At 70.7% G+C, this 21876-nt stretch carries 21 protein-coding genes; 3 read left to right on the forward strand and 18 right to left on the reverse strand.

Annotation, left to right across the window (positions count from 1 at the left end):
• Positions 1-5 precede the first annotated feature (5 nt).
• The 3 genes from hisB to LUU90_RS12405 form a co-directional block, all read right to left on the reverse strand.
• Positions 6-605 (reverse strand): imidazoleglycerol-phosphate dehydratase HisB, encoded by a 600-nt coding sequence (hisB, locus tag LUU90_RS12395; protein ID WP_275003739.1) that lies wholly within the window; start codon positions 603-605, stop codon positions 6-8.
• Positions 602-1789 carry a histidinol-phosphate transaminase gene (locus LUU90_RS12400; protein WP_275004039.1) on the reverse strand — a complete coding sequence of 396 codons (1188 nt, stop codon included), beginning with the start codon at positions 1787-1789 and terminating at the stop codon, positions 602-604. Before LUU90_RS12400 ends, hisB begins: the two co-directional genes overlap by 4 nt.
• 81 nt (positions 1790-1870) lie before the next feature.
• The gene (locus tag LUU90_RS12405; RefSeq protein WP_275003740.1) at positions 1871-4396 is read right to left on the reverse strand and encodes a RecQ family ATP-dependent DNA helicase; all 2526 of its coding nucleotides are present in this window, start codon (positions 4394-4396) and stop codon (positions 1871-1873) included.
• 82 nt (positions 4397-4478) lie between these two features.
• Here LUU90_RS12405 and LUU90_RS12410 point away from each other — a divergent pair, with 82 nt between their 5' ends.
• Complete coding sequence (locus LUU90_RS12410; RefSeq protein ID WP_275003741.1) at positions 4479-5153, forward strand: class I SAM-dependent methyltransferase; 675 nt, start codon at positions 4479-4481, stop codon at positions 5151-5153.
• 10 nt (positions 5154-5163) lie between these two features.
• On the opposite strand, the gene LUU90_RS12415 is transcribed toward LUU90_RS12410, so the two are convergent.
• The gene (locus LUU90_RS12415) at positions 5164-6522 is read right to left on the reverse strand and encodes a carbohydrate-binding protein (protein WP_275003742.1); all 1359 of its coding nucleotides are present in this window, start codon (positions 6520-6522) and stop codon (positions 5164-5166) included.
• A gap of 139 nt (positions 6523-6661) precedes the next feature.
• Here LUU90_RS12415 and LUU90_RS12420 point away from each other — a divergent pair, with 139 nt between their 5' ends.
• On the forward strand, positions 6662-7066 hold the full coding sequence (locus tag LUU90_RS12420) for a pyridoxamine 5'-phosphate oxidase family protein (protein WP_275003743.1): 405 nt from the start codon (positions 6662-6664) through the stop codon (positions 7064-7066).
• Positions 7067-7142: 76 nt separating this feature from the next.
• On the opposite strand, the gene LUU90_RS12425 is transcribed toward LUU90_RS12420, so the two are convergent.
• The gene (locus tag LUU90_RS12425) at positions 7143-7406 is read right to left on the reverse strand and encodes an RNA-binding S4 domain-containing protein (RefSeq protein ID WP_425596225.1); all 264 of its coding nucleotides are present in this window, start codon (positions 7404-7406) and stop codon (positions 7143-7145) included.
• Between the two features lie 36 nt (positions 7407-7442).
• On the opposite strand from LUU90_RS12425, the gene hisD reads away from it, so the two are divergent.
• Complete coding sequence (gene hisD / locus LUU90_RS12430; RefSeq protein ID WP_275003745.1) at positions 7443-8768, forward strand: histidinol dehydrogenase; 1326 nt, start codon at positions 7443-7445, stop codon at positions 8766-8768.
• A gap of 125 nt (positions 8769-8893) precedes the next feature.
• On the opposite strand, the gene LUU90_RS12435 is transcribed toward hisD, so the two are convergent.
• From LUU90_RS12435 to LUU90_RS12495, 13 genes are all read right to left on the reverse strand, one after another.
• Positions 8894-9352 carry a cupin domain-containing protein gene (locus LUU90_RS12435; protein WP_275003746.1) on the reverse strand — a complete coding sequence of 153 codons (459 nt, stop codon included), beginning with the start codon at positions 9350-9352 and terminating at the stop codon, positions 8894-8896.
• Positions 9353-9460: 108 nt separating this feature from the next.
• Entirely contained in the window at positions 9461-10117 is a 657-nt protein-coding gene (locus LUU90_RS12440) for a response regulator (RefSeq protein WP_275003747.1), read from the reverse strand.
• Positions 10114-11295, reverse strand: coding sequence for a sensor histidine kinase (locus tag LUU90_RS12445; RefSeq protein WP_275003748.1), 1182 nt, complete (start codon positions 11293-11295; stop codon positions 10114-10116). The genes LUU90_RS12440 and LUU90_RS12445 overlap by 4 nt, the downstream gene beginning before the upstream one ends.
• The gene (locus LUU90_RS12450; protein WP_275003749.1) at positions 11292-12242 is read right to left on the reverse strand and encodes a hypothetical protein; all 951 of its coding nucleotides are present in this window, start codon (positions 12240-12242) and stop codon (positions 11292-11294) included. The genes LUU90_RS12445 and LUU90_RS12450 overlap by 4 nt, the downstream gene beginning before the upstream one ends.
• A gap of 91 nt (positions 12243-12333) precedes the next feature.
• Positions 12334-12849 (reverse strand): NUDIX hydrolase, encoded by a 516-nt coding sequence (locus tag LUU90_RS12455; RefSeq protein ID WP_275003750.1) that lies wholly within the window; start codon positions 12847-12849, stop codon positions 12334-12336.
• The gene (dnaE, locus tag LUU90_RS12460; RefSeq protein WP_275003751.1) at positions 12846-16397 is read right to left on the reverse strand and encodes a DNA polymerase III subunit alpha; all 3552 of its coding nucleotides are present in this window, start codon (positions 16395-16397) and stop codon (positions 12846-12848) included. The genes LUU90_RS12455 and dnaE overlap by 4 nt, the downstream gene beginning before the upstream one ends.
• Before the next feature lie 62 nt (positions 16398-16459).
• Complete coding sequence (locus tag LUU90_RS12465) at positions 16460-17389, reverse strand: RluA family pseudouridine synthase (RefSeq protein ID WP_275003752.1); 930 nt, start codon at positions 17387-17389, stop codon at positions 16460-16462.
• Positions 17389-18057: a signal peptidase II gene (locus LUU90_RS12470; RefSeq protein ID WP_275003753.1), complete on the reverse strand. Its 669-nt coding sequence runs from the start codon at positions 18055-18057 to the stop codon at positions 17389-17391. The genes LUU90_RS12465 and LUU90_RS12470 overlap by 1 nt, the downstream gene beginning before the upstream one ends.
• 306 nt (positions 18058-18363) lie before the next feature.
• On the reverse strand, positions 18364-18897 hold the full coding sequence (locus LUU90_RS12475) for a hypothetical protein (RefSeq protein WP_275003754.1): 534 nt from the start codon (positions 18895-18897) through the stop codon (positions 18364-18366).
• 310 nt (positions 18898-19207) lie between these two features.
• Entirely contained in the window at positions 19208-19675 is a 468-nt protein-coding gene (locus LUU90_RS12480) for a TraR/DksA family transcriptional regulator (protein WP_275003755.1), read from the reverse strand.
• Positions 19676-19856: 181 nt separating this feature from the next.
• A complete protein-coding gene (locus LUU90_RS12485; RefSeq protein ID WP_275003756.1) occupies positions 19857-20501 on the reverse strand; it encodes a DivIVA domain-containing protein in 645 nt (214 codons plus the stop codon).
• A 263-nt stretch (positions 20502-20764) separates the two neighbouring features.
• Positions 20765-21046 (reverse strand): YggT family protein, encoded by a 282-nt coding sequence (locus LUU90_RS12490; protein ID WP_425596226.1) that lies wholly within the window; start codon positions 21044-21046, stop codon positions 20765-20767.
• Positions 21047-21226: 180 nt separating this feature from the next.
• On the reverse strand, positions 21227-21697 hold the full coding sequence (locus tag LUU90_RS12495) for a cell division protein SepF (RefSeq protein WP_274994289.1): 471 nt from the start codon (positions 21695-21697) through the stop codon (positions 21227-21229).
• Positions 21698-21876: the final 179 nt, after the last annotated feature.

Genomic DNA, 21876 nt, shown 5'->3' on the forward strand with positions numbered 1-21876 from the left:
GGCTGCTAGAGCGCACCCTTCGTGGACGGGATGCCGTCGACCCGCGGGTCGACGGCGACGGCGGCGCGCAGCGCACGCGCCAGCGCCTTGAACTGAGCTTCGACGATGTGGTGCGGGTCCCGGCCTGCGAGCACCCGCACGTGCAGGCAGATACCCGCGTGGTGGGCTATCGACTCCAGCACGTGCCGCGTCAGCGAGCCGGTGAAGTGGCCGCCGATGAGGTGGTACTCCTGGCCGGCGGGCTCCCCCTCGTGCACCAGGTAGGGCCTGCCCGACACGTCCACCACGGCCTGGGCGAGCGCCTCGTCGAGCGGCACGAGGGCGTCACCGAACCGGGAGATGCCCGCCTTGTCGCCGAGCGCCTCACGCAGCGCCTCGCCGATGCTGATGGCGACGTCCTCCACCGTGTGGTGGGCGTCGATGTGGGTGTCACCGGTCGCCTGCACGGTGAGGTCGATCAGCGAGTGCTTGCCGAGCGCGGTGAGCATGTGGTCGTAGAACGGCACGCTCGTGCTGATCTCGGTCCGCCCGGTGCCGTCCAGGTCGAGCTCGACCAGCACCTTCGACTCGGAGGTGGCGCGCTCGACGCGTGCTGTCCTGCTCATGACTGTTCCTCTCCCTGCTGCCGCAGGACCTCGGTGAGCGCCGCGCGGAACGCGGCCATCTCGGCGGACGTGCCGATCGACACCCGCAGCCAGCCCTCGGGGCCGGTCTCGCGGATCAGGACACCGCGGTCCAGGAGACCCTGCCACACGGCGTGCCGATCGCTGAACCTGCCGAACAGGACGAAGTTGGCGTCGGTGTCGGCGACCTCGAACGGGAGGCCGCTCGGGAGCCGCTGCGCGCGCAGCCAGTCGACGCACGCGTCGCGCTCGGCGCGCAGCGTGGCGACCTGAGCCATGAGGGACTCGCGGTGACGCAGCGCGGCGCCTGCCGCGGCCTGCGTGATGGCGCTCAGGTGGTAGGGCAGTCGTACGATCCGGAGCGCGTCGACGAAGTCACCGGACGCGACCAGGTAGCCGAGCCGGGCACCGGCCGCGGCGAACGCCTTGGACATGGTGCGCGTGACCGCCAGGTTCGGGTACCGCGCCAGCAGCGCCACGGCGGACGGCGTGCCGGGACGCCGGAACTCCGCATAGGCCTCGTCCACCACGACGACAGGGTGCGCGCCGTCGAGGTCGACGGTCAGGGCGGCCTCGCAGACCGCCTCGACGGTGGCCGACGGCATCGCGGTCCCGGTCGGGTTGTTGGGGCTGGCCAGCAGGATGACCGACGGACGCACCTCACGGATGGTCTCGGCGGCATAGGCCGGGTCGAGCGTGAAGTCCTCCTGGCGGCGGCCCACCACCCAGGCCGTGTGCGTGTCGCGCGCGTACTCCGGGTACATCGAGTACGTGGGCGCGAACGACAGGGCTGTGCGGCCGGGCCCGCCGAAGGCCTGCAGCACGTGCTGCATCACCTCGTTGGACCCGTTAGCCGCCCACACGTCCAGGTGCTCCAGGTCGACGCCGGTCTCCACCGCGAGGTAGTCCGCGAGGTCCTGGCGGAGGACCGTCGCTTCGCGGTCCGGGTAGCGGTTCATCCCGCGAGCGGCGCGCGCCACCTCCTCGGCGATGGTGGCGACCACCTCCTCGCCGGGCGGGTACGGGTTCTCGTTGACGTTCAGCAGCACCGGGACGTCGAGCTGCGGCGCGCCGTACGGCTTCTCGTTCGCCAGCTCCGGGCGCAGCGGCAGCCGCACCGAGGGCGCGCTGTCCTCCGCGCTGTGCTGGTCGACGGCGTGGGTCATCACCGGACCAGTCTACGAACCGTGCGGCACCGACCCGGTGTGAGTCCGCCCACCGGGCGCGTGGGCAACGTCACCCCGCGCTCACCGCACACCCAGCACGAACGGGTACACGGCTGCCGCACCGGCCTGGCGGAGCAGCCGGGCGGCGACCGTGAGCGTCCAGCCCGAGTCGGTGTAGTCGTCCACCAGCAGCACGGTGCGGCCCGGCAGGCCGCGCAGCGCTCCCTCACCGAGCTGCAGCTGCAGACGCCGGGCCACTCCCGCGAGCCGCATCGCCGAGTTCACGTCGTGGCGGCCGGGCTGCTCCTGCCCGGCGACCGGACCGATGGCGCCGATCATCGGCACGCCGAGGTACTTCGCCAGTCCGGTGGCCAGGTGGTACGACAGCTGCGGCCGCGTGATGGACCGGACCGCCACCACCGCCTCGATCACGAGCGGGCCGGGCTCCGCCTCGCCCGTACCGTCCGGCTCACCGGCCTCACCGGCGCCCGCCTCGACGGGATCGGCGGCGTCGGCCACCGGGCGGAGTGCGCTCCACTCGTCGAGCACGCGCGCAGCGGCCCGGCGCAGCGGCACCGGGAGCTCGCCGTCGCCCGCCGTCGGGGCGAGCAGGTCACGCAACGGACCGGACCAGCCCAGGCCGTCGAGCCGGGCGACCGCCCGGCCCGGTTCGGCGAGCTCGGCAGGCGGGATCTTGCCCTTGAGGTCCAGGCCGATCGAGGCCAGGCCGGTGGGCCACATCTTGCGGGTCTCGACCTCGACGCCCGGACGGTCCATCTCGGCACGCGCCGCGGCGACCGCCTCGGCGTCGGGCGGCTCCGGCAGCGCCATCCCGCCGCACCGGTCGCAGCGGCCGCAGCGCCAGCCGGGTGCCAGCTCCGGGTCGTCGAGCTGGGCGCGCAGGTACGCCATGCGGCAGCCCTGGGTATTGACGTAGTCCACCATCGCCTGCTGCTCCGCGGCGCGGCTGGCGGAGACCCTCGCGTACCGCTCGGCGTCGTACGACCACTCCTGGCCGGTGGACTCCCACCCGCCGCGGACCCGCCGCACGGCGCCGTCGACGTCGAGCACCTTGAGCATGGTCTCCAGGCGGGAGCGACGCAGGTCAACCTGCGTCTCCAGCACGGCCGTCGACATGGTGCCGCCGCCGCGCAGCGCGTCGAGCGTCGCGCGTACCTGGTTCTCGGCGGGGAACGCCTGCTCGCCGAACCAGTCCCAGATCGCCTTGTCCTCCACACCCGGGAGCAGGACGACGAGCGCCTGGTCGACGCCACGTCCGGCACGACCGACCTGCTGGTAGTACGCGATCGGCGACGACGGCGCACCGAGGTGCACCACGAACGCCAGGTCCGGCTTGTCGAAGCCCATGCCCAGCGCTGACGTCGCGACCAGCGCCTTGACCTCGTTGTTCTTGAGGTCCGCCTCCAGCTGCTCGCGCTGCGCGGGCTCGGTCCGGCCCGTGTACGCGGCGACCGCGAGGCCGTACCCGCGCAGCTGCTCGGCGACCTGCTCCGCCGCCGAAACGGTGAGGCAGTAGACGATGCCGGAACCGTCGATGTCCTGCAGCGCCTCGGCGAGCCACGCCACGCGGGTGGGCTGGTCGCCGAGCTCCAGCACCGCCAGGTGCAGCGACTCGCGGTCGAGCCCGCCGCGCAGCACCAGCACCTCCTCGTCGCTCGCGCCGTCCGCGTGCACCGCGAGCTGCTCGGCGACGTCCTGCGTGACGCGCTCGTTCGCGGTGGCCGTCGTGGCGAGCACGGGGATCCCCGTGGGGAGGTCGGCCAGCAGCGTGCGGATACGCCGGTAGTCCGGGCGGAAGTCGTGCCCCCAGTCGGAGATGCAGTGCGCCTCGTCGATGACCACGAGCCCGGCGTCGGCCGCCAGACGCGGGAGCACCTCGTCCCGGAAGCCCGGGTTGTTCAGCCGCTCCGGCGAGCACAGCAGCACGTCGACCTCGCCGCGCGAGATGGAGGCGTGCACCTCGTCCCACTCGGTCATGTTGGCCGAGTTGATGGTCACCGCACGGATGCCCGCACGGGAGGCGGCCGAGATCTGGTCACGCATGAGCGCCAGCAGCGGCGACACGATCACGGTCGGGCCGGCGCCTCGCGCCCGGAGGAGCTTGGTCGCGACGAAGTACACGGCGGACTTGCCCCACCCGGTGCGCTGCACCACGAGCGCCCGGCGGTGGAACGCGGCGAGCGCCTCGATGGCGGTCCACTGGTCGTCGCGCAGGCGTGCCTCGTCGCGGCCGACGAGCTCGCGGAGCGCGGCCTCTGCCTCCTCGCGCAGGGACGCGCCCGGCGTGGCCGTGGCGACCGGAAGGGCTGCCGGCTCGGCGACGTCGGGTTCGGCCTCCGGCGCCGGTTCCAGCACCGGCTCCGGCGTCGGCTCGGGCTTGCGCCTGCGCAGCGGCGGGGCGGCCGCCGCTGCGGCCGCGTCCTCGTCCAGCAGCCCGCGCAGCATCTGCAGCTTGGCGGCCTGCGCCTCCGGCGTGTTCCGGGCGGACGGCGGAGGCGCCGGGTCACCGACCTCGGTCAGGAACGCTGCGTCGTCCGGCGGCTCCTCCACGTTGAAGGGCAGATCTGCGAAGGGGTCTCTGGTCACGTCATCGATCCTAAGAGCAGCCACCGACACCGCGAGCGGGTTATCCACACCGACCACGTCCGCGGTACCTAGAATCACCGCCGTGACCTCCACCACGAGCACGTCCGAGCCGCCGGCGGACCGGGAAGCACGCCGCGCGGACTTCCTGGCCTACTACGACGCAGAGGCCGCGGACCGGGCGCTGCGGCCGATCCCGCCGTGGCGCACCGCCGCACGGGAGGAGTTCCTGGCCCGGCTCACGGAGGAGCGGTCGCGCACGGTGCTGGAGATCGGCTGCGGCCCGGGCCTGGACGGTGCGGCGTTCACCGCCGCCGGCTTCGTGTACACGGGAGCCGACCTCTCCCCCGGCATGGTCGAGGTCGCCCGCGCGGCGGACCTGGACGCACACGTCGCGCCGGCGACCGACCTGCCGTTCGACGACCACGCCTTCGACGCCGTCTGGTCCATGAGCACCCTGATGCATCTCGACGACGACGAGCTGGAGGCGGCACTGTCCGAGATCACCCGGGTACTGGTGCCGGGCGGGTTGTTCGCGGTCGGCATGTGGGGCGCGGCGGAGCTGACCGTCGGCCCGTCGGCAGAGCCCGACCAGGACTACGGTCCGCCCCGCTACTTCCACCGCCGCACCGATGCGCTGGTCCGCGAACGCCTCGGAGAGCACGGTGAGGTCGAGTCCTGGTGGACACGGCCGAGCCGTCCGGGCAGCAGCCATCGCTATCAGTACGCGGTGGTGCGCGCGGACGGCCCGGGCGCCTGACGCCGGGCGGCTACCGACCCTGCAACGCCTTCACGTTGTCGCCGAAGGTCCAGCCGCGCGACCCGTCCCAGTTGATCGACCAGGTCATGAGGCCCTTGAGCGCCCCGTTGTACGAGCCGTACGCCTGACTCACCAGGGACGGCACCATGTAGCCGCCGCCCGCGCCCTGCTGGGCCGGCAGGCCTGGGACCTGCTTGTCGTAGGGCACGCGGATCGTCGTCCCCTGGATGGTGAGCCCCGCGTTCAGGCAGTCGGTCTGTGCCCGGAAGCCCTCGACGGTGCCCGCCGCGTAGGAGTTGCCCGAGCAGTCGTACATCGACCCGTTGTAGTACTGCATGTTGAGCCACCACAGGCGCCCGTTGTCGGCGTACTTCTTGATGATCGGCAGGTACGAACCCCAGATCGAGCCGTAGACGACGCTGCCCCCGGTGACGTACGCCGTCTCGGGCGCCATGGTGAGCCCGAACCCGGCCGGCATACCGGCGAGCACGCCGTCGATGATCCTGATCAGGTTGGCCTGCGTCGTCGAGAGCTGCGTGATCGAGCCGCTGCCGGTCAGGCCCGTCTCGATGTCGATGTCGATCCCGTCGAAGTTGTACTCGCGCAGGATCGGCACGATCGTCTCGACGAACCGGTCGGCCACCGCCTGGGAGGACAGGTCGATCCCGGCGGTGGCACCGCCGATCGACATGAGGATCGTCAGCCCGCTCTCCTTCGCCGCGCACATCTCCTCGGGCGTCGGGACCCGCACGCCGGAGTCCATGCCGTCCTCCCACAGGACCGTGCCGTCGGAACGGATCACGGGGAACGCGAGGGTCGCCACGTTGTAGCCGTGCTGCGTGATGCGCGAGTCGGTGACGGGGATCCAGCCGAGGCCGGGGTGCACGCCGTTGCTCGCGCCGTCCCAGTTCTCCCAGTAGCCCTGCAGCACCTTGCCCGACGGGCGCGGACGCTGGCCGCAGTCCGTGGGCGTGGGCTCCGGGTCCGGTGTCGGATCGGTGGGGTCCGGGTCCGGGTCGGGCGTCGGATCGGTGGGGTCCGGGTCCGGGTCGGGCGTCGGGTCGGTCGGGTCCGGGTCGGGCTGGGTCGCGCACGCGCCGTCGTCGGCCCAGAGGCTGGGCGTGGTGCCCGGCGTCCAGCCGGCGCCGACGTGCGCGGTGTGCCCCACCCGCGCGGTATACCCGCGACCGAGGTGGGTCACCCGGTCGCCGGTGGCGTACGTGCTGCCCTCGGCCCATGTCGCCGCGGCGCAGTCCACGACGGCCGGCGCCGCGAACGGCCCGGCCTGCGCCGCGAGGGCCGGTATCGCGAGACCGCTGACCAGCACGGCGGCGATGCCCGCCGCCAGGAACGATGTACGCCGTCTCATGGCACTCCTCGGGTCCAGGCCGGATGGGGCATTTGTGAGGAACGCTAGCCAAATGCGGCGTACCGGGGAATACGGGGAACCCACACCCTGGGCACCGGTCGACGACCAGCGCCCGCCCGCCCCGACCTAGACTCGCGTCGTGATCCGACTCAACCCCGAGCAGCTCGTCTTCGTCACCGAGCGCCACCTCGCGACCCTCACCACCCTGCGCCCTGACGGGACCCCGCACGTGGTCCCCGTCGCCTTCACCTGGGACGCCGACGCCGGGGTCGCGCGGATCACGACGAACCGCACCTCCTTCAAGGCGCGCAACGCCACCCCGTTGCCCGACGGCGGAGACCCGCGCGCCGCGCTCTGCCAGGTCGCCGGCGGCCGTTGGATCACGCTCGAGGGCACCATCGCCGTCAGCGAGGACGAGGCCGAGATCGCCGACGCCGTCGCACGGTACGCGCGCCGCTACCGCCAGCTGGGGCCGAACCCGGACCGGATCGTGCTGCGCGTGACCGTCGACAAGGTGATGGCGTCGACGTACATGGCGTCCTGACCCCACATTGGTTGTGGGCGTGATCGTTGCGCCTACCCGCCAGTTGAGGCAGAGCGATCACGCCCCAACCAGGTGGTCAGCCGACCTTCGCCGACTCGTCGCCCGTCGCCAGCGCCACGCTGACCACGTCGCCGCGTACGAGCTGCCGGCCGCGGCGGGTCTCGACCTCGCCGTTGACCCGCACCTCGCCGTCGGCGATGAGGTCGCGCGCCTGCGCGCCGTCCTCGGCAAGGTCGGCGAGCTTCAGGAACTGGCCCAGGCGGATGACATCGTCCCGGATCGGGACCTCGGGCACGGAGCCGGAATCGGATGCTGGGTGGGATGCAGAGTTGGACACCACAGCATTGTCTCCCGCTCGCCGCCATAGACTGGCCGGGTGATCCAACGCATCGATCTGCGCGGCCGGCCTCTCGGCCGGCGCGCCCTCCTCGACGTCCTACCCCGTGCCGAGGCCGGAGTGGACGAGGCCGTCCATGCGGTCGAGCCGTTGCTGCGCCAGGTCCGCGAGGGCGGCGCGGCCGCGCTGCGTGAGATCGGTCTGCGGTTCGACGGGATCGCGCCCGAGCACCTGCGGGTGCCCACCACCGCCCTGACGGACGCCCTCGACAGCCTGACGCCGCTGGTGCGCCGGGCCCTGGAGGAATCGATCCGCCGTGTCCGCCGGACGCACGCCGAGCAGCTTCCCGCCGACCACGTGACCGACCTCGCGCCGGGCGCCGTCGTGCGGCAGCGCTGGATCCCGGTCCAGCGGGTCGGCCTGTACGCGCCAGGCGGGCTGGCGGTGTACCCGTCGTCGGTCGTGATGAACGTCGTCGCCGCGCAGGAGGCGGGCGTGCCCGGCCTCGCCGTCGCCTCACCACCGCAGAAGGACAACGGCGGCCTGCCGCACCCGACCATCCTCGCCGCGTGCGCGCTGCTGGGCGTGGACGAGGTCTACGCGGTCGGCGGCGCGCAGGCGGTCGCGATGTTCGCGTACGGCGTTCCCGGGAGCGAGCCGCAGGACGGCGAGACGCTGTGCGAGCCCGTCGACGTCATCACCGGCCCCGGCAACGTGTACGTCGCCGCGGCGAAGCGGCTCGTGCGGGGCATCGTCGGGATCGACGCCGAGGCAGGCCCCACCGAGATCGCGGTCCTCGCCGACAACAGCGCCGACCCCGGGCACGTGGCCCTCGACCTGATCAGCCAGGCCGAGCACGACCCGATGGCCGCCTCCGTGCTGGTCACCGACTCGGCCGAGCTCGCGTCCGCGGTCGAGGCGCGGGTCCTGGACCTCGCGTCGGCCACCAAGCACTCCACCCGCGTGGCGCGCGCCCTCGACGGCCCGCAGTCCGCGGTGGTCCTGGTGGACGACATCGACGCCGGTGTGGCCGTCGTCAACGCCTACGGCGCGGAGCACCTGGAGATCCAGACCGCGGACGCCGCCCGGGTCGCCTCGCGCGTGCACAGCGCCGGTGCGATCTTCGTCGGGCCGTGGTCGCCGGTGTCGCTGGGCGACTACATGGCCGGGTCCAACCACGTGCTGCCGACCGGTGGCACCGCGCACTTCGCGAGCGGCTTGGGCGTGCACAGCTTCCTGAAGTCGGTGCAGCAGGTCGAGTACACACGGGACGCCCTCGAGGAGCTCGCCGACCGTATCGTCGCCATCGCGAACGACGAGGACCTACCGGCGCACGGCGAGGCGGTCCGGGGCCGGTTCCACTGACCCACGGAACCCGGCTGTCTCCTCCTGAGGTCGCCCACCCTTCGGAGCCCACCCCTTCGAGGTCTAAGCAGCTCCGTTCTGAAGCGTTTCAGAAGGGAGAAACTTACGCCGGCAGACGACCAGGCTCAGGCCGTGGGGCGCGGGGCGCGCAGGTGGGCGCGCTCGGCCAGCTCCGCCTCGTCGACCAGCTCGAGCATGGGCTTGCCCGGCGCGCACAGCATGACCACCACGAACTCCGTCCGGGCGTCCGTCAGCGCGTTGCCGTCCTGGTAGTGGATGACGTCGCCGCCCGGCTCCCAGAACGTCCCACCGGCCTCGACGACGCGCTCGGCCTCGCCCTCGATCTCGAACCGGACCGCGCCCTTGACGACGTAGCCGAAGGCGGGACCGGAGTGACGGTGCGGCGGGGTCCCCGGGTCGCCGGGCTCCCACTCGACATGGACGGTCATGGCCGAGGCGCCGTCCGGGACCGTGAAGGGCGCTGCGTCCTGCAGCATCGTGGCCGCGGTCTTCCAGCCCGCCGGAGCCCCGCCGTCCTCGCCGTCCCCGTGCACGTGTGCTGCGTGGTTCTCTGACACTGTCATCGTGCTGCGCCTCTCGGTAGACATCCTGTACCCGTGATGACCGGGAACGACCCGGATCTGTGACAGGCCTGTCCGTCCACCCGGGCGGATCCCTCCGGAGCCTCGATGTCAGCCCGACAAGCCGACGAGCCCGTTCTGGTAGGCCCAGATCACTACCTGCACCCGGTCGCGCACGCCGAGCTTGGTGAGGACCCGGCCCACGTGCGTCTTCACCGTCGCCTCGGCCAGGAAGACCGTGCCGCCGATCTCGGCGTTGCTCAGGCCACGGGCGACCAGTCGCACGATCGTGAGCTCGCGGTCGGTGAGGGCCGCTTCCGCGGCGGCCCGCCGCCCCGGGTCGGGCACCACCGGAAGCATGAGCTCGACGAGACGGCCGGTCGTCGACGGGGAGAGGACCGAGTCGCCCCGGTGCACCGCGCGGATCGCCGCGGCCAGCTCCTCGACGGAGGCGTCCTTGAGCAGGAACCCGGACGCCCCCGCCCGCAGCGCGGCGAAGACGTACTCGTCGACGTCGAACGTCGTCAGCACGAGGACGCGCGCCTCCGGATGGCGGTCGAGGATCTGACGGGTGGCGTCGATGCCGTCGAGCTGCGGCATCCGGATGTCCATCAGCACGACGTCCGGTACGCGGAGCATCGCCTCCCGCACGGCGTCGACACCGGTGGCGGCCTCACCGACCACCTCCATGTCCGGCTGCGCACCGACGCTCGCCACAGCGCCCGCTCGTACGAGGTCCTGGTCGTCGACCACGAGCACGCGGATCATGCTCCGGCCTCTGCCCGTGCGGGGACGACGGCGGTCACGGCGAACCGTCCGGGACCGGCACCGTCCGCGCCGGCCGTGGCCAGGCTCCCGCCGACCGCCAGCAGCCGCTCGCGCATTCCTCTCAGCCCCATCCCGGTCGCGGCCTCCGGCTGGGTCCCGGTCCGGACGTGATCGTTCGCGACGGTCACCGTGAGCTGGTCGTCGCCCCACCGCAACGCCAGGTCCACCGCCGCCCCGGGATACGCATGCTTGGTCACGTTGGTGATCGCCTCCTGGACGAATCGGTAGACGGCGAGCTGCCCGGCGCCGCTGACGGACAGCGGCGCGCCGTCCGCCGTCTGCGTGACGGCACAGCCGAGCGATCGTGCCCGGTCGACGAGCTCCGAGAGGTCGGCCAGACCGGGCTGCGGCCGGGCCTCCGTGTCGCCCGCTCGGAGCAGCCGCAGGATGCCTCGGATCTCGTGGAGCGACTCACGCGCCGTCTCCTCGATCGTCGCGAGCGCCGGTGCGGTCCGGGAGTCGTCGAACCGCGCCACCCTGGCCTGCCCGATGATGGCGGACAGCGAGTGGGCGAGCACGTCGTGCATGTCGCGGGAGATGCGGGCACGCTCCTGGGCTGCGGCGAGCTCCTCGCCCCGCTCCCGGTCGTGCCGCTCCGCCTCCGCACGCTCCTCGGCGAGCTGGACGGCCACGAGCTGGGCACGACGCAGGCGGCCCATCACCCCTGAGCAGATCACCACGGCGGCGAACAGGAGGGCGAGCAGCCACGACGCCGGCCCGAACCCTGAGCCGACGACGCTCGGGTCGACCGCGTGCCGCCCGGCCGCGACCACCGAACCGACGAGACCGAGCGTGAGAGGCAGCCACCGCCCCGAGCGGCCCGAGTAGGCAGCGGCGGCATAGAGGCTCATCGGAAGCACGAGGGTGGAGGGCAGCAGGTAGAACAGGCCCGTCGCCGCGATCTCCCCGCCGACAGCAGCGCTCACGGTCAGCAACGAGGCCACGGGCCTGGAGCGCCTCCACGCCAAGGCGCCGTGCGCCACGAACGCGAGCCCGGACACGATCCACGACTGCGGTCCGGGGAGCGAGGCGGTCGCCACCAGGACGGTGAGCGGGAACAGCGTGACGGCGGCAACGCCCGCGATCAGGACATCCGCTCTCCTCGGTCTCGTGCTCACACTGCCCTCCTGCGCCGGTCCATGAGCTGGAGCGTCGCGGCCAGCACGACCACCCCGAGCATGAGCCAGGTGCCGTAGACGCACAACACCATCAGCGCCGCTCCGTCGGACGAGAAGGTGACGTTGCTCGCCGCGACACCGGTCAGCTGCGCGAGCATCCCGAACACCATGAGGAAACCCATGCTGAGCAGGGTCATCGAGGCGGCCCAGCCGCCGATGAGCAGCGCGCGGCCGAGCACGGACGGCGTGCGTGACGAAACCATCAGGAGCACCAGGACCAGCGCCGCCCCGAACGCAAGCAGCTCCATCCCGGGGAACATGCCCTGCTCCGCCGACGCCGGGTCGGCGAGCGCCTGTCCCCACCACACGAGCTTCAGCGACGGATACGGGACAACCAGGACGACCGCCGCCCAGGCCAGCACCCTGCGCGTCCGCACGCTCGTCCCCACGTCGGCCGCCCGCGGCGTGCCCAGGCCCCTGCGCCACGTGTGGTGGACCGTGACCAGCGCGGCGAGCAGGCTCACGGTCCGCGCGACGGCGCCCGGCCAGTCGACGCGGTCGAAGTCTCCCGCGGGAATGCCGGTGACCCAGAAGAAAGCGCGGAACGCGTCAAGGACGACGCCTCCGGACCCGCCGAGGAAGAAGACGGCGGCCGCCCATCCGAGGACCGCCGTGAGACGGCCGGCGGGCGCGGTGCGGGCGGCCGGCACCGCGCAGAGCAGGAGCCCGACGGCGACCAGGGCGACCCAGGGCGGAGGGAAGATCCGCGCGTACTCCTCGGTCGGGCCGAGGACCAGCGCGGTCGTGGAGGCCAGGACGACGAGGACGGCGACGACTGCGACGGCGGTACCGCTCGTCGCGAGGCTCGTGCCGGGCCGGGACCGTGCCTGAGGTGTCTGAGCTGCGTGAGATGTCTGGGGTGCCGAGGTGATCGGTGTCCGCGTCATGGCTACAGCGTCGTGCGCGACCGCCCGCCCCCACATCCGCCCTAGGTCGCGCGGCGACGCGACCTCGGTCGCGCCTCGCGAGGACAGCGCGTCAGAACCCGTAGCCGAGGATGCGCGGCATCTCGGTGCCGTGCCGGCCGGCGTCGTGCACTGCTCGCAGCACCACCGCCTCGTGCGGGACGAGCGGTTCCGGGAGCGCCACGAACGGGAACCACGCCAGGTCAGCGGCCTTCTCGGGTTCCTGGATCGACGGCGTCCCGGTCCATCGGGTGACCTCGAACATGAAGTCGACGCGCTGCTCGATGGCGGGTCCGCCCGGCTCGCCGCGGTGCAGGACGGTCAGCGGCCGCACGTCCTCCGGCCCCACGACCACGCCGAGCTCCTCGTGGGCCTCGCGCACCGCGGCGTCGATCACCGACTCGCCCTCCTCCACGTGGCCGGCGGCCGCGCACGCCCAGTACCCGTCGCGGTAGCCCGTGCCCTGCCGTAGCTGGAGCAGCACCTGGCCCTCCCGCCGGAAGAAGACGTAGGCGGCGGGCACGAGGGCGAAACGGTCGTGATCGGCCTCACGGTAGCGGTCGGTCCCGACGTCCCTGGCCTCGGTCACGAGAGGCAGCCCTGTCCGAGCAGCGCCTTGAGATCACCGAAGAGGGCGGGCGACTTCTCCACCCGCAGGCTGTCGGAGGCCCGCACCAGCGTCTTCTTGCCCGGCTCCGCCACCACGACGTGCACCTCCGCCGATCCCGGGTGCGTCGCCAGCACCTCTCGCAGCCGCACGATGACGGGCTCGACGGCCCGGCTGTGCGGCACGGTGACGGCCAGCGGTGAGTCCGAACCGACGGTGATGTCGGGCAGTGCGACCTCCATGGCCTGGAGCGACATCGACTCGTCGCGGCGCCGCACCTTGCCGCGGAGCACCACCACCTGGTCCTCAGCGAGCATCGTCGAGTACGCGAGGTAGGTCTCGCCGAAGAACATGACCTCGACGGCGCCCTCCAGGTCCTCGACGGTCACCGCGGCCCACGGGTTGCCGTTCTTGCTCATCTTGCGCTGCACCGAGGTGAGCAGGCCCGCGACGGTCACCACCGAGTTGTCCGGCCGGTGCTCATCGGCGATCAGCGAGGCGATCGACGTGTCGGCGGCCCGCTGGAGCACATGCTCCAGCCCGGACAGCGGGTGGTCGCTCACGTACAGGCCGAGCATCTCCCGCTCGAACTGCAGCTTCTGCTTCTTCTCCCAGTCCGGCAGGTCCGGCACCTCGATGGAGAAGCCCATGCCGGCTTCGTCGTCGCCACCGCCGCCGAAGTCGGCGAAGAGGTCGAACTGGCCCTCCGCCTCCTTGCGCTTGACGCTGATCACGGAGTCGACGGCCTGCTCGTGCACGACGAGCAGCGAGCGCCGCGTGTGCCCGAGCGAGTCGAAGGCCCCTGCCTTGATGAGCGACTCGATGGTCCGCTTGTTGCAGACCGGCGCGGGAACCTTGTCGAGGAAGTCCTGGAAGGACGTGAACGCGCCCTTCTCCTCGCGGCTCTCCACGATGGCGTCCACGACGTTGCGACCCACGTTCCGCACGCCGGTGAGCCCGAAGCGGATGTCGCCCTTGACGGCGGTGAACTTGGCGGCGGAGTCGTTGACGTCCGGCGGGAGCACGGTGATGCCCATGCGGCGGCACTCGTTGAGGTAGAGCGCCATCTTGTCCTTGTTGTCACCCACCGACTGGAGCAGGCCGGCCATGTACTCGGCCGGGTAGTTCGCCTTGAGGTAGGCGGTCCAGTAGGCGACGAGGCCGTAGCCGGCGGAGTGCGCCTTGTTGAACGCGTACCCGGCGAAGGGAACCAGGGTGTCCCAGACCGCCTTGATCGCGGCGGGCTTGTATCCCTTGTCCTTGGCGCCCTTCTCGAAGTTGACGTACTCCTTGGCCAGCACCTCGGGCTTCTTCTTGCCCATGGCGCGACGCAGCAGGTCGGCCTGGCCGAGCGTGTAGCCGGCCATGATCTGGGCGGCGCGCTGGACCTGCTCCTGGTAGACGATGAGACCGTACGTCTCGTCGAGGATCTCCGCGAACGGTTCCGCGACATCCGGGTGGATCGCCTCGATCTGCTGCTGCCCGTTCTTGCGCAGCGCGTAGTTGATGTGCGAGTTCATGCCCATCGGCCCGGGCCGGTACAGGGCGATGACGGCGGAGACGTCCTCGAAGTTGTCGGGCCGCATCTGCCGCAGCAGCGAACGCATGGGTCCGCCGTCGAGCTGGAAGACGCCGAGCGTGTTGCCGCTGGCAAGCAGCTCGTAGGTGGCCTTGTCGTCCAGCGGCACGGTCTCGATCTCGACCGGGTCCTTGCCGTTCATCACGATGTTCTCGAGCGCGTCGTCGAGGATCGTGAGGTTGCGCAGACCCAGGAAGTCCATCTTGATCAGGCCGAGGCCCTCGGACGTCGGGTAGTCGAACTGCGTGATGATCGCGCCGTCCTGCGGGCGCTTCATGATCGGGATGATGTCGATCAGCGGCTCGCTCGACATGATCACGCCGGCGGCGTGCACGCCCCACTGCCGCTTCAGGCCCTCGATACCGCGCGCGAGCTCGACGACACGTTGCGCCTCGGGATCGGTGTCGTGCACCTGGCGGAACTCGCCGGCCTCCGAGTACCGGGGGTGCTTCGGGTCGAAGATGCCCGACAGGGGGATGTCCTTGCCCATGACGGCGGGCGGCATCGCCTTGGTGAGCTTCTCCCCCATCGCGAACGGGAACCCGAGCAGCCGTGCGGAGTCCTTGACCGCCTGCTTGGCCTTGATGGTGCCGTAGGTGACGATCATCGCGACGCGGTCGTCGCCGTACTTCTCCGTGACGTACCGGATGGCCTCACCGCGCCGGCGCTCGTCGAAGTCGACGTCGACGTCGGGCATGGAGACGCGCTCCGGGTTCAGGAAGCGCTCGAAGATCAGGCCGTGCTCCAGCGGGTCCAGCTCGGTGATGCCCATGAGGTAGGACACCATCGAGCCCGCGGCCGAGCCACGCCCGGGGCCCACGCGGATGCCCTGCTTCTTGGACCAGTTGATGAAGTCGGCGACCACGAGGAAGTACCCCGGGAAGCCCATCTGGATGATGACCTCGACCTCGTAGTCGGCCTGCTTGCGCACCGCGTCCGAGTACCCGTTCGGATACCGGCGGAGCAGTCCCGCCTCGACCTCCTTGATGAACCACGAGATCTCGTCCTCCCCATCGGGGACGGGGAACCGCGGCATGTAGTTGGCCGAGGTGTTGAACGAGACCTCGCACTGCTCGGCGATGAGCAGCGTGTTGTCGCACGCCTCAGGCAGCTCCTTGAAGACCTTGCGCATCTCGGCGGCGGACTTCACGTAGTAGCCGGTGCCGTCGAACTTGAAGCGGTTCGGGTCGTCCAGCGTGGAACCGGAGTTGATCGCCAGCAGCGCCTCCTGGCTGGTCGAGTCCTCCTCGCGGACGTAGTGGAGGTCGTTGGTGGCCACCAACGGCGCGCCGATCGTCTTGCTCAGCTCGAGCAGCTGCTTGGTCACCCGGGTCTCGATATCGAGACCGTGGTCCATCAGCTCGACGTAGTAGTTCTCCTTGCCGAAGATGTCCTGCAGCTCCCCGGCCTGCCGGACCGCCTCGTCCCACTGGCCCAGCCGCAGCCGGGTCTGGACCTCGCCCGACGGGCAGCCCGTGGTCGCGATGAGACCGTCGGAGTACTTCTCCAGCAGATCCCGGTCCATGCGGGGCCACTTGCCCATCTGGCCCTCCAGGGAGGCCAGGGACGACGCCCGGAACAGGTTGTGCATGCCGGTGTTGTTCTTGCTCAGCAGCGTCATGTGGGTGTACGCACCACGTGCCGAGACGTCGTCGGACTCCTGGCCCGCCTCGCCGTAGCGCACCCGGGTCTGGTCGAACCGGCTGGTGCCCGGCGTGACGTACGCCTCGACACCGATGATCGGCTTGATGCCGGCCTTCTGCGCCTGCGCCCAGAACTCGTGCGCCCCGAACAGGTAGCCGTGGTCCGTCGTCGCGATGGCGCGCTGCCCCTGCCGCCCGACCTCCTCCATGAGGTCGCCGATCCTCGCCGCGCCGTCCAGCATCGAGAACTCGGTGTGGACGTGGAGGTGGACGAAGTCGTCGCTCTTCGAGGCGGTGGCGGAGGGCATGCGGCGAGTTTAGATCGCCCCACTGACACCCGGCCACGGGCAACGCCGAGCGGAACCTCACATCACTTGTAGGCGCCCCGCACCACGTCCAGAGCGGCCGCGAGATCCGCCGGATACTGCGACTCCACCTCGACCCGGCGCCCGGTCGTCGGGTGCTCGAACCCGAGCCGGTGCGCATGCAACCACTGGCGTGTCAGACCGACCTTGGAGGCCAGCACAGGGTCCGCCCCGTAGGTCAGGTCGCCCACCAGCGGATGGCGCAGCGCGGCGAGGTGCACGCGGATCTGGTGGGTGCGCCCGGTCTCCAGACGCACCTCCAGCAGCGACGCCGCCGACAGCATCTCGAGCGTCTCGTAGTGCGTCACCGACGGCTTGCCCTCGGCGGTCACGGCGAACTTCCAGTCCGAGCTGGGGTGGCGCCCGATGGGGGCGTCGATCGTGCCCGACGTCGGGTCCGGGTGGCCCTGCGCCAGGGCGTGGTAGATCTTGTCGACGGTGCGCTCCTTGAAGGCGCGCTTGAGGCCGGTGTACGCGAGCTCGGACTTCGCGACCACCATCAGGCCCGACGTACCGACGTCGAGCCGGTGCACGATGCCCTGCCGCTCCGCCGCGCCCGACGTCGACACGCGGTAGCCCGCCGCGACGAGCGCCCCGACCACCGTGGGCCCGGTCCAGCCCGGCGACGGGTGCGCCGCCACGCCGATCGGCTTGTCGATGACCACCAGGTCGTCGTCGTCGTACACGATGCCCATGCCCGGCACGGGCTCCGCCACCACCTCCACTGCGGGCCGCTCCTCGGGCAGGTCCACCTCGATCCAGCCGCCGGGCAGCACCCGGTCGGACTTGCGTACCGGGCGCCCGTCGAGGCGCACGGCACCCGCCTCGGCGAGCTCCGCCGCGCGGGTCCGCGAGAGCCCGAGCATGCGCGCCAGCGCGGCGTCGACGCGGTCGCCTGCCAGCCCGTCGGGGACCGGCAGCGTGCGCAGCGCCATCAGGCGGGGTCGCCCTGGCCGGCCGGCCAGTCACCGGGCTTGTCGCCGGGCCCGTCGTCGAGCTGGTCGCCGGACTCGTCGCCGACCTGCTCGCCGGGCTCGTCGTCCGTGTGGCGCTTGCCGTCCAGGCCGATACCCCGCAGGGACAGCAGCGCGATCAGCACGGCTGCCGAGACGACGGCGATGTCGGCGACGTTGCCGACGAAGAAGCCCGCGTAGTCGATGAAGTCCACGACGTGGCCCCGCGCGAACCCGGGCTCACGCACCAGGCGGTCCACGAGGTTGCCGACGGCGCCACCGAGCAGCAGGCCGAGCGCCGCAGCCCAGCCACGTGAACCGAGGCGCCCGATCGCCCGGATGATGAACACCACGACGACCGTTACGACGATGGTCAGGATCCAGGTGTAGCCCGAGGCGATAGAGAGCGCCGCGCCCGGGTTGTAGATCAGCCGGATCCCGAGCAGATCGCCCACGACAGGGATGGTGGGCGCATTCGCGACCAGTGCGGACTCGGCCCACCACTTGGTCAGCTGGTCGGCGGCCAGGACGAAGGCCGCGAGGACGACGGTCCAGACGACCAGCACACGGCTGCCCGACGACGGGGGCGTGGCTGCTGCGGGATCCGTCTCGCCGCCGGCCACGGCGGAGGGTTCAGCGGGAGTAGACATCAGGCAAAGTCTCCCATGCCCCGGACGCTCCCGTGCCCGCACGGCCGGAGGCCGGACGTCTGCCGCACGTCGCCCCGCTGCCAGCGCACCACCACCGCACCGATGCCGCGCCGGCACCGCGCCGCAGACGTGCCGTTTCGCAGCTCCTCCGCATTCCTCGGCGGTGTGCCGCAATTGATTCATCATCAAAAGGCGGTCCGGTCCGACAAATGCAGCGAGGCCCTTTCCCGATATCAGGGAAAGGGCCTCGCCTGGTGCAGCACTACCGTCGCGTCACCGCACGATGGCAGTCAATTGACGCAAGCGTCAGTTGCAGGCCGCGTACTTCGTGAAGTTACCCGTGCTGAACAGGTTCAGCGGGCCGTCCCAGTGCCACGGCGCGACGCACACGTTGTTCAGGATGTTGACCGAACCGTCGCCACCGAGCTCGTAGTCGCCGTCGTTGCAGGCCTGGTAGTCGGTCACGTTGGCGGTGTTGCCCACGTTGCCCGGACCCTCCCAGTACCAGGGAGCGACACAGACGTCGTTCAGCGCGTTGAAGCTGCCGTCGCTCTCGATCTCGACGACCTCACCGGTGGTGGCGACCTCCTCGGGGACCATCACACCGTCGACGCCCGCGGGCAGCTCCGAGGTGCCGTAGCCCTCGAGCACGTCCAGCGCACCGTCGGCGCCCACGACGCCCAGCGGGCTCGCGGTGCCGAGCACGTCGGCCGCGGCGGCAGCGCCGTCGGCCACCTCCGTCGCGCTGCCGGCGGCAGGTGCGCTGATCGGCTCGTCGCCCATCGTCAGTGCGCTCGCACCCGTTGCCGCGGCGACGACCAGACCGGCCGACATGACCACGGCTGCCCCTGCACGGCAGGTTGCACGGAATCCTCGGATCATTGTGTTTCCCCCTCGAATAGCTCAGACGAAATAGCGATGAACCACACACGTGTGATTCATCTCGATGAGCATCCGGCGGAAATTTCACCCTGTCAATTCGAACGTGACGGGGCGCCGAGGGAAGAAAAAGCGACATTCCCGGACCGAACCCCGCGGCATTACGCCAGGAATACCCGTAACCCAGACATCACAGCCTTGATATCGGATTTCCGAGGCGCTCAGCCGCGGGCTTCGGTGCCCAGCACGTCACCTTCCGGCCACCTGCCGGTCAGGCCCCGCGACGCTCCTCGCGCGCCTTGGCCTCGACCGACAGCGTCGCCCTCGGAAAGGCCTGGAGCCGCGCCTTGCCGATCGGCAGGTCGGTGAGCTCGCACGTGGCATACGTGCCCTTGCGGATGCGGTCGAGCGCATGGTTCGTCTGGTCCAGGAGGTCACGCATGTTGTTGACGAGCGTGAGCTCCTGTTCGCGTTCCAGGGCGCTCGAGCCGTAGTCGGCCTGGTCGTCGCCCGCCCCGTCCCCCGAGTTCCGCAGGAGGTCCGACAGCTCGCGGTCGGCAGCCTCCAGCTCCCCCTCCAGCCGCTCCTTGTCCTCAAGGAGCAGCGCGGCCAGTTCTTCGGCCTCACGTACGGTCCAGGGTTCTTCACCTTCGCGGACGGGGAACTTCTTCACGTCGCGCGTCAGGTTCGGGAACTCTTGCTTGATCGCGGCTCGCGTCGCAGTCGAGATCTTGGTCATGGGTTCCCCTTCACGGTCGCCCCCGGTGGTCAAGTCCACGAAGCGTAAGCACAAGCGGCCGGACGCACAACGGGGCACGCCGATGTGGCGTGCCCCAATCATGGGTGCGTCTGGCGTGTCGCGCGCGGCGACCGGGCGTGAGGTGGGGACGCCCGGCCGCCGTGCTCGACGAGTGCTGCTGTCAGATGCCCTGGGCCATCTCGGCCGGGCGGCCGGACTGCTGGTTGTTGCGCGGCGGCAGGGCAGAGCCCCGCGCGTCGAGGTCACCGAGCAGGTTCTGCAGGAAGCTCTTCAGACGCGTGCGGTAGTCACGCTCGAAGAGGCGCAGCTCGTCGATCTTGCGCTCCAGCAGCGAGCGCTCCTGCTCGAGCTGGGAGAGCGTGCGGTGAGAGGTCTCCTCGGCGTCGCGCACGATACGCGCACCTTCGGTCTTGGCCTCGCTGATGAGCCGGTCGCCCTCTTCCTGGCCGGAGCGCACGTAGTCGTCGTGCAGCTTCTGGGCCAGCTGGAGCATCCCGGTCGCCGATTCCGGCTCGGGGCCGTTGCCCTTGGGGCCGGCGGCGGGACCGGTCGGCATGACCGGGGCAGCGACCGGAGCGGCCTGGGCGCGGGCGGGGCCGGCGGCCTCGCTGCGCGAGAGCTCGGCGATACGCCGCTCGGCGGCGGCGACCTTCTGCCGGAGGCCCTCGTTCTCCTCCTGGACGTTGGTCAGGGTCCGCACGACCTCGTCGAGGAAGTCGTCGACCTCCTCGACGTCGTAGCCCTCGCGGAACTTCGTCGCGGAGAACTTCTTGTTGAGGATGTCCTCTGCAGTAAGCAGTGCCATCGTGTCACCTCGAAAGTTAGAACGTAGGAACGCAGAACTCGGACGTCGGCGCTGCCCAGCCGCGCGCCCTCCGTCGAAGCCCACGGTAGCGGACGACATCGGCGTGGGACACCGGGAGGGCCCCCGGGCACGATTTCCTCACAGAGTGTGCCGTGTCACCCCAGGCTCCATCCATGCTCCGGTCAATGTTTCCGCGGGCCCTGGGACCCGATGCCGACCGGGCCGCCTCGAACCAGCACAGGTTCACCACGAGGCAGACGCGCCTACCCGATGCTTCCGATGAGCGACGAGAGCAGCGAGACCCCGAAGAACAGCACGATGAACGCGAGATCCAGCTGCACCTGGCCCAGCCGCAACGGCGGGATCAGGCGACGCAGGAACCGTAGGGGCGGGTCCGTCACGGTGTAGATCGCCTCGGCGATCACGAGCAGCACACCACGGGGCCGCCAGTCCCGGGCAAAGAACTGCACCCAGTCGAAGATGAGCCGTCCGATGAGGAACAGCAGGAAGAGCCACAGCACGAAGCCGATGAAGTCCCAGATCACAAGGGACAACCTAACCTGTTCCGGCGGGGTAGACCGGGAGGTGCCTGGTGTGGGTGCCGCGCGAGTCCGGTCAAGAACAGGCGGACGGGCGTGACCGACCGGGCAGGCGTGAGGGGCGGCCGCCGTAGCGACCGCCCCTCATACATCGTCCTGGTGTTGCGTCGTCCCGATGTGCAGGACTCAGCTCTGGTTGTAGAAGCCGCCGCGTCCGTTCGGCTTCTCGGTGGCGACCTGCTCCTCAGCAGCGATCTCCACGTGCTCGGGCGAGAGCAGGAAGACCTTGTTGGTCACCCGCTCGATCGAGCCGTGCAGACCGAAGATCAAGCCGGCGGAGAAGTCGACCAGGCGCTTGGCGTCGGCGTCGTCCATGTCGGAGAGATTCATGATGACGGGAGTACCGGCGCGGAAAGCCTCGCCGATGTTCCGTGCGTCGTTGTACGACCGGGGGTGCACCGTGGTGATGCGGCGCAGGTCCGAGGAGGACAGGGCCTCACGCGGCACACCATCGCGGTGCAGCGGCGTGACCTGTGCGTGCCGGTGATCCTCCACGTTTTCCTCCAGGCCCTCGTCGTAGTCGTCGAGGTACTCCTGCTCGCCCTGATCGTCGGCGAGGCCCAGATACAGCATGGTCTTGCGAAGCGCTCCGGCCATCGCTCATTCTCCGTTCGTCGCCTGCTGTGCGTCCTTCTGTCTCGGTGTCCAGCGGGCCCGTACAACAGGTCCGACCTTGACCCCTGATCGAGGTCGCCTTGACAAAAGTAGCCCGGCGCAATCCGACCCGGAAGTGCGACACGCCGTGCCACGAACAACTTTGCCAAAGTTGTTCAGCA

The sequence above is a fragment of the Promicromonospora iranensis genome, assembly GCF_028994775.1.
GTDB classification, from domain to species: domain Bacteria; phylum Actinomycetota; class Actinomycetes; order Actinomycetales; family Cellulomonadaceae; genus Promicromonospora; species Promicromonospora iranensis_A.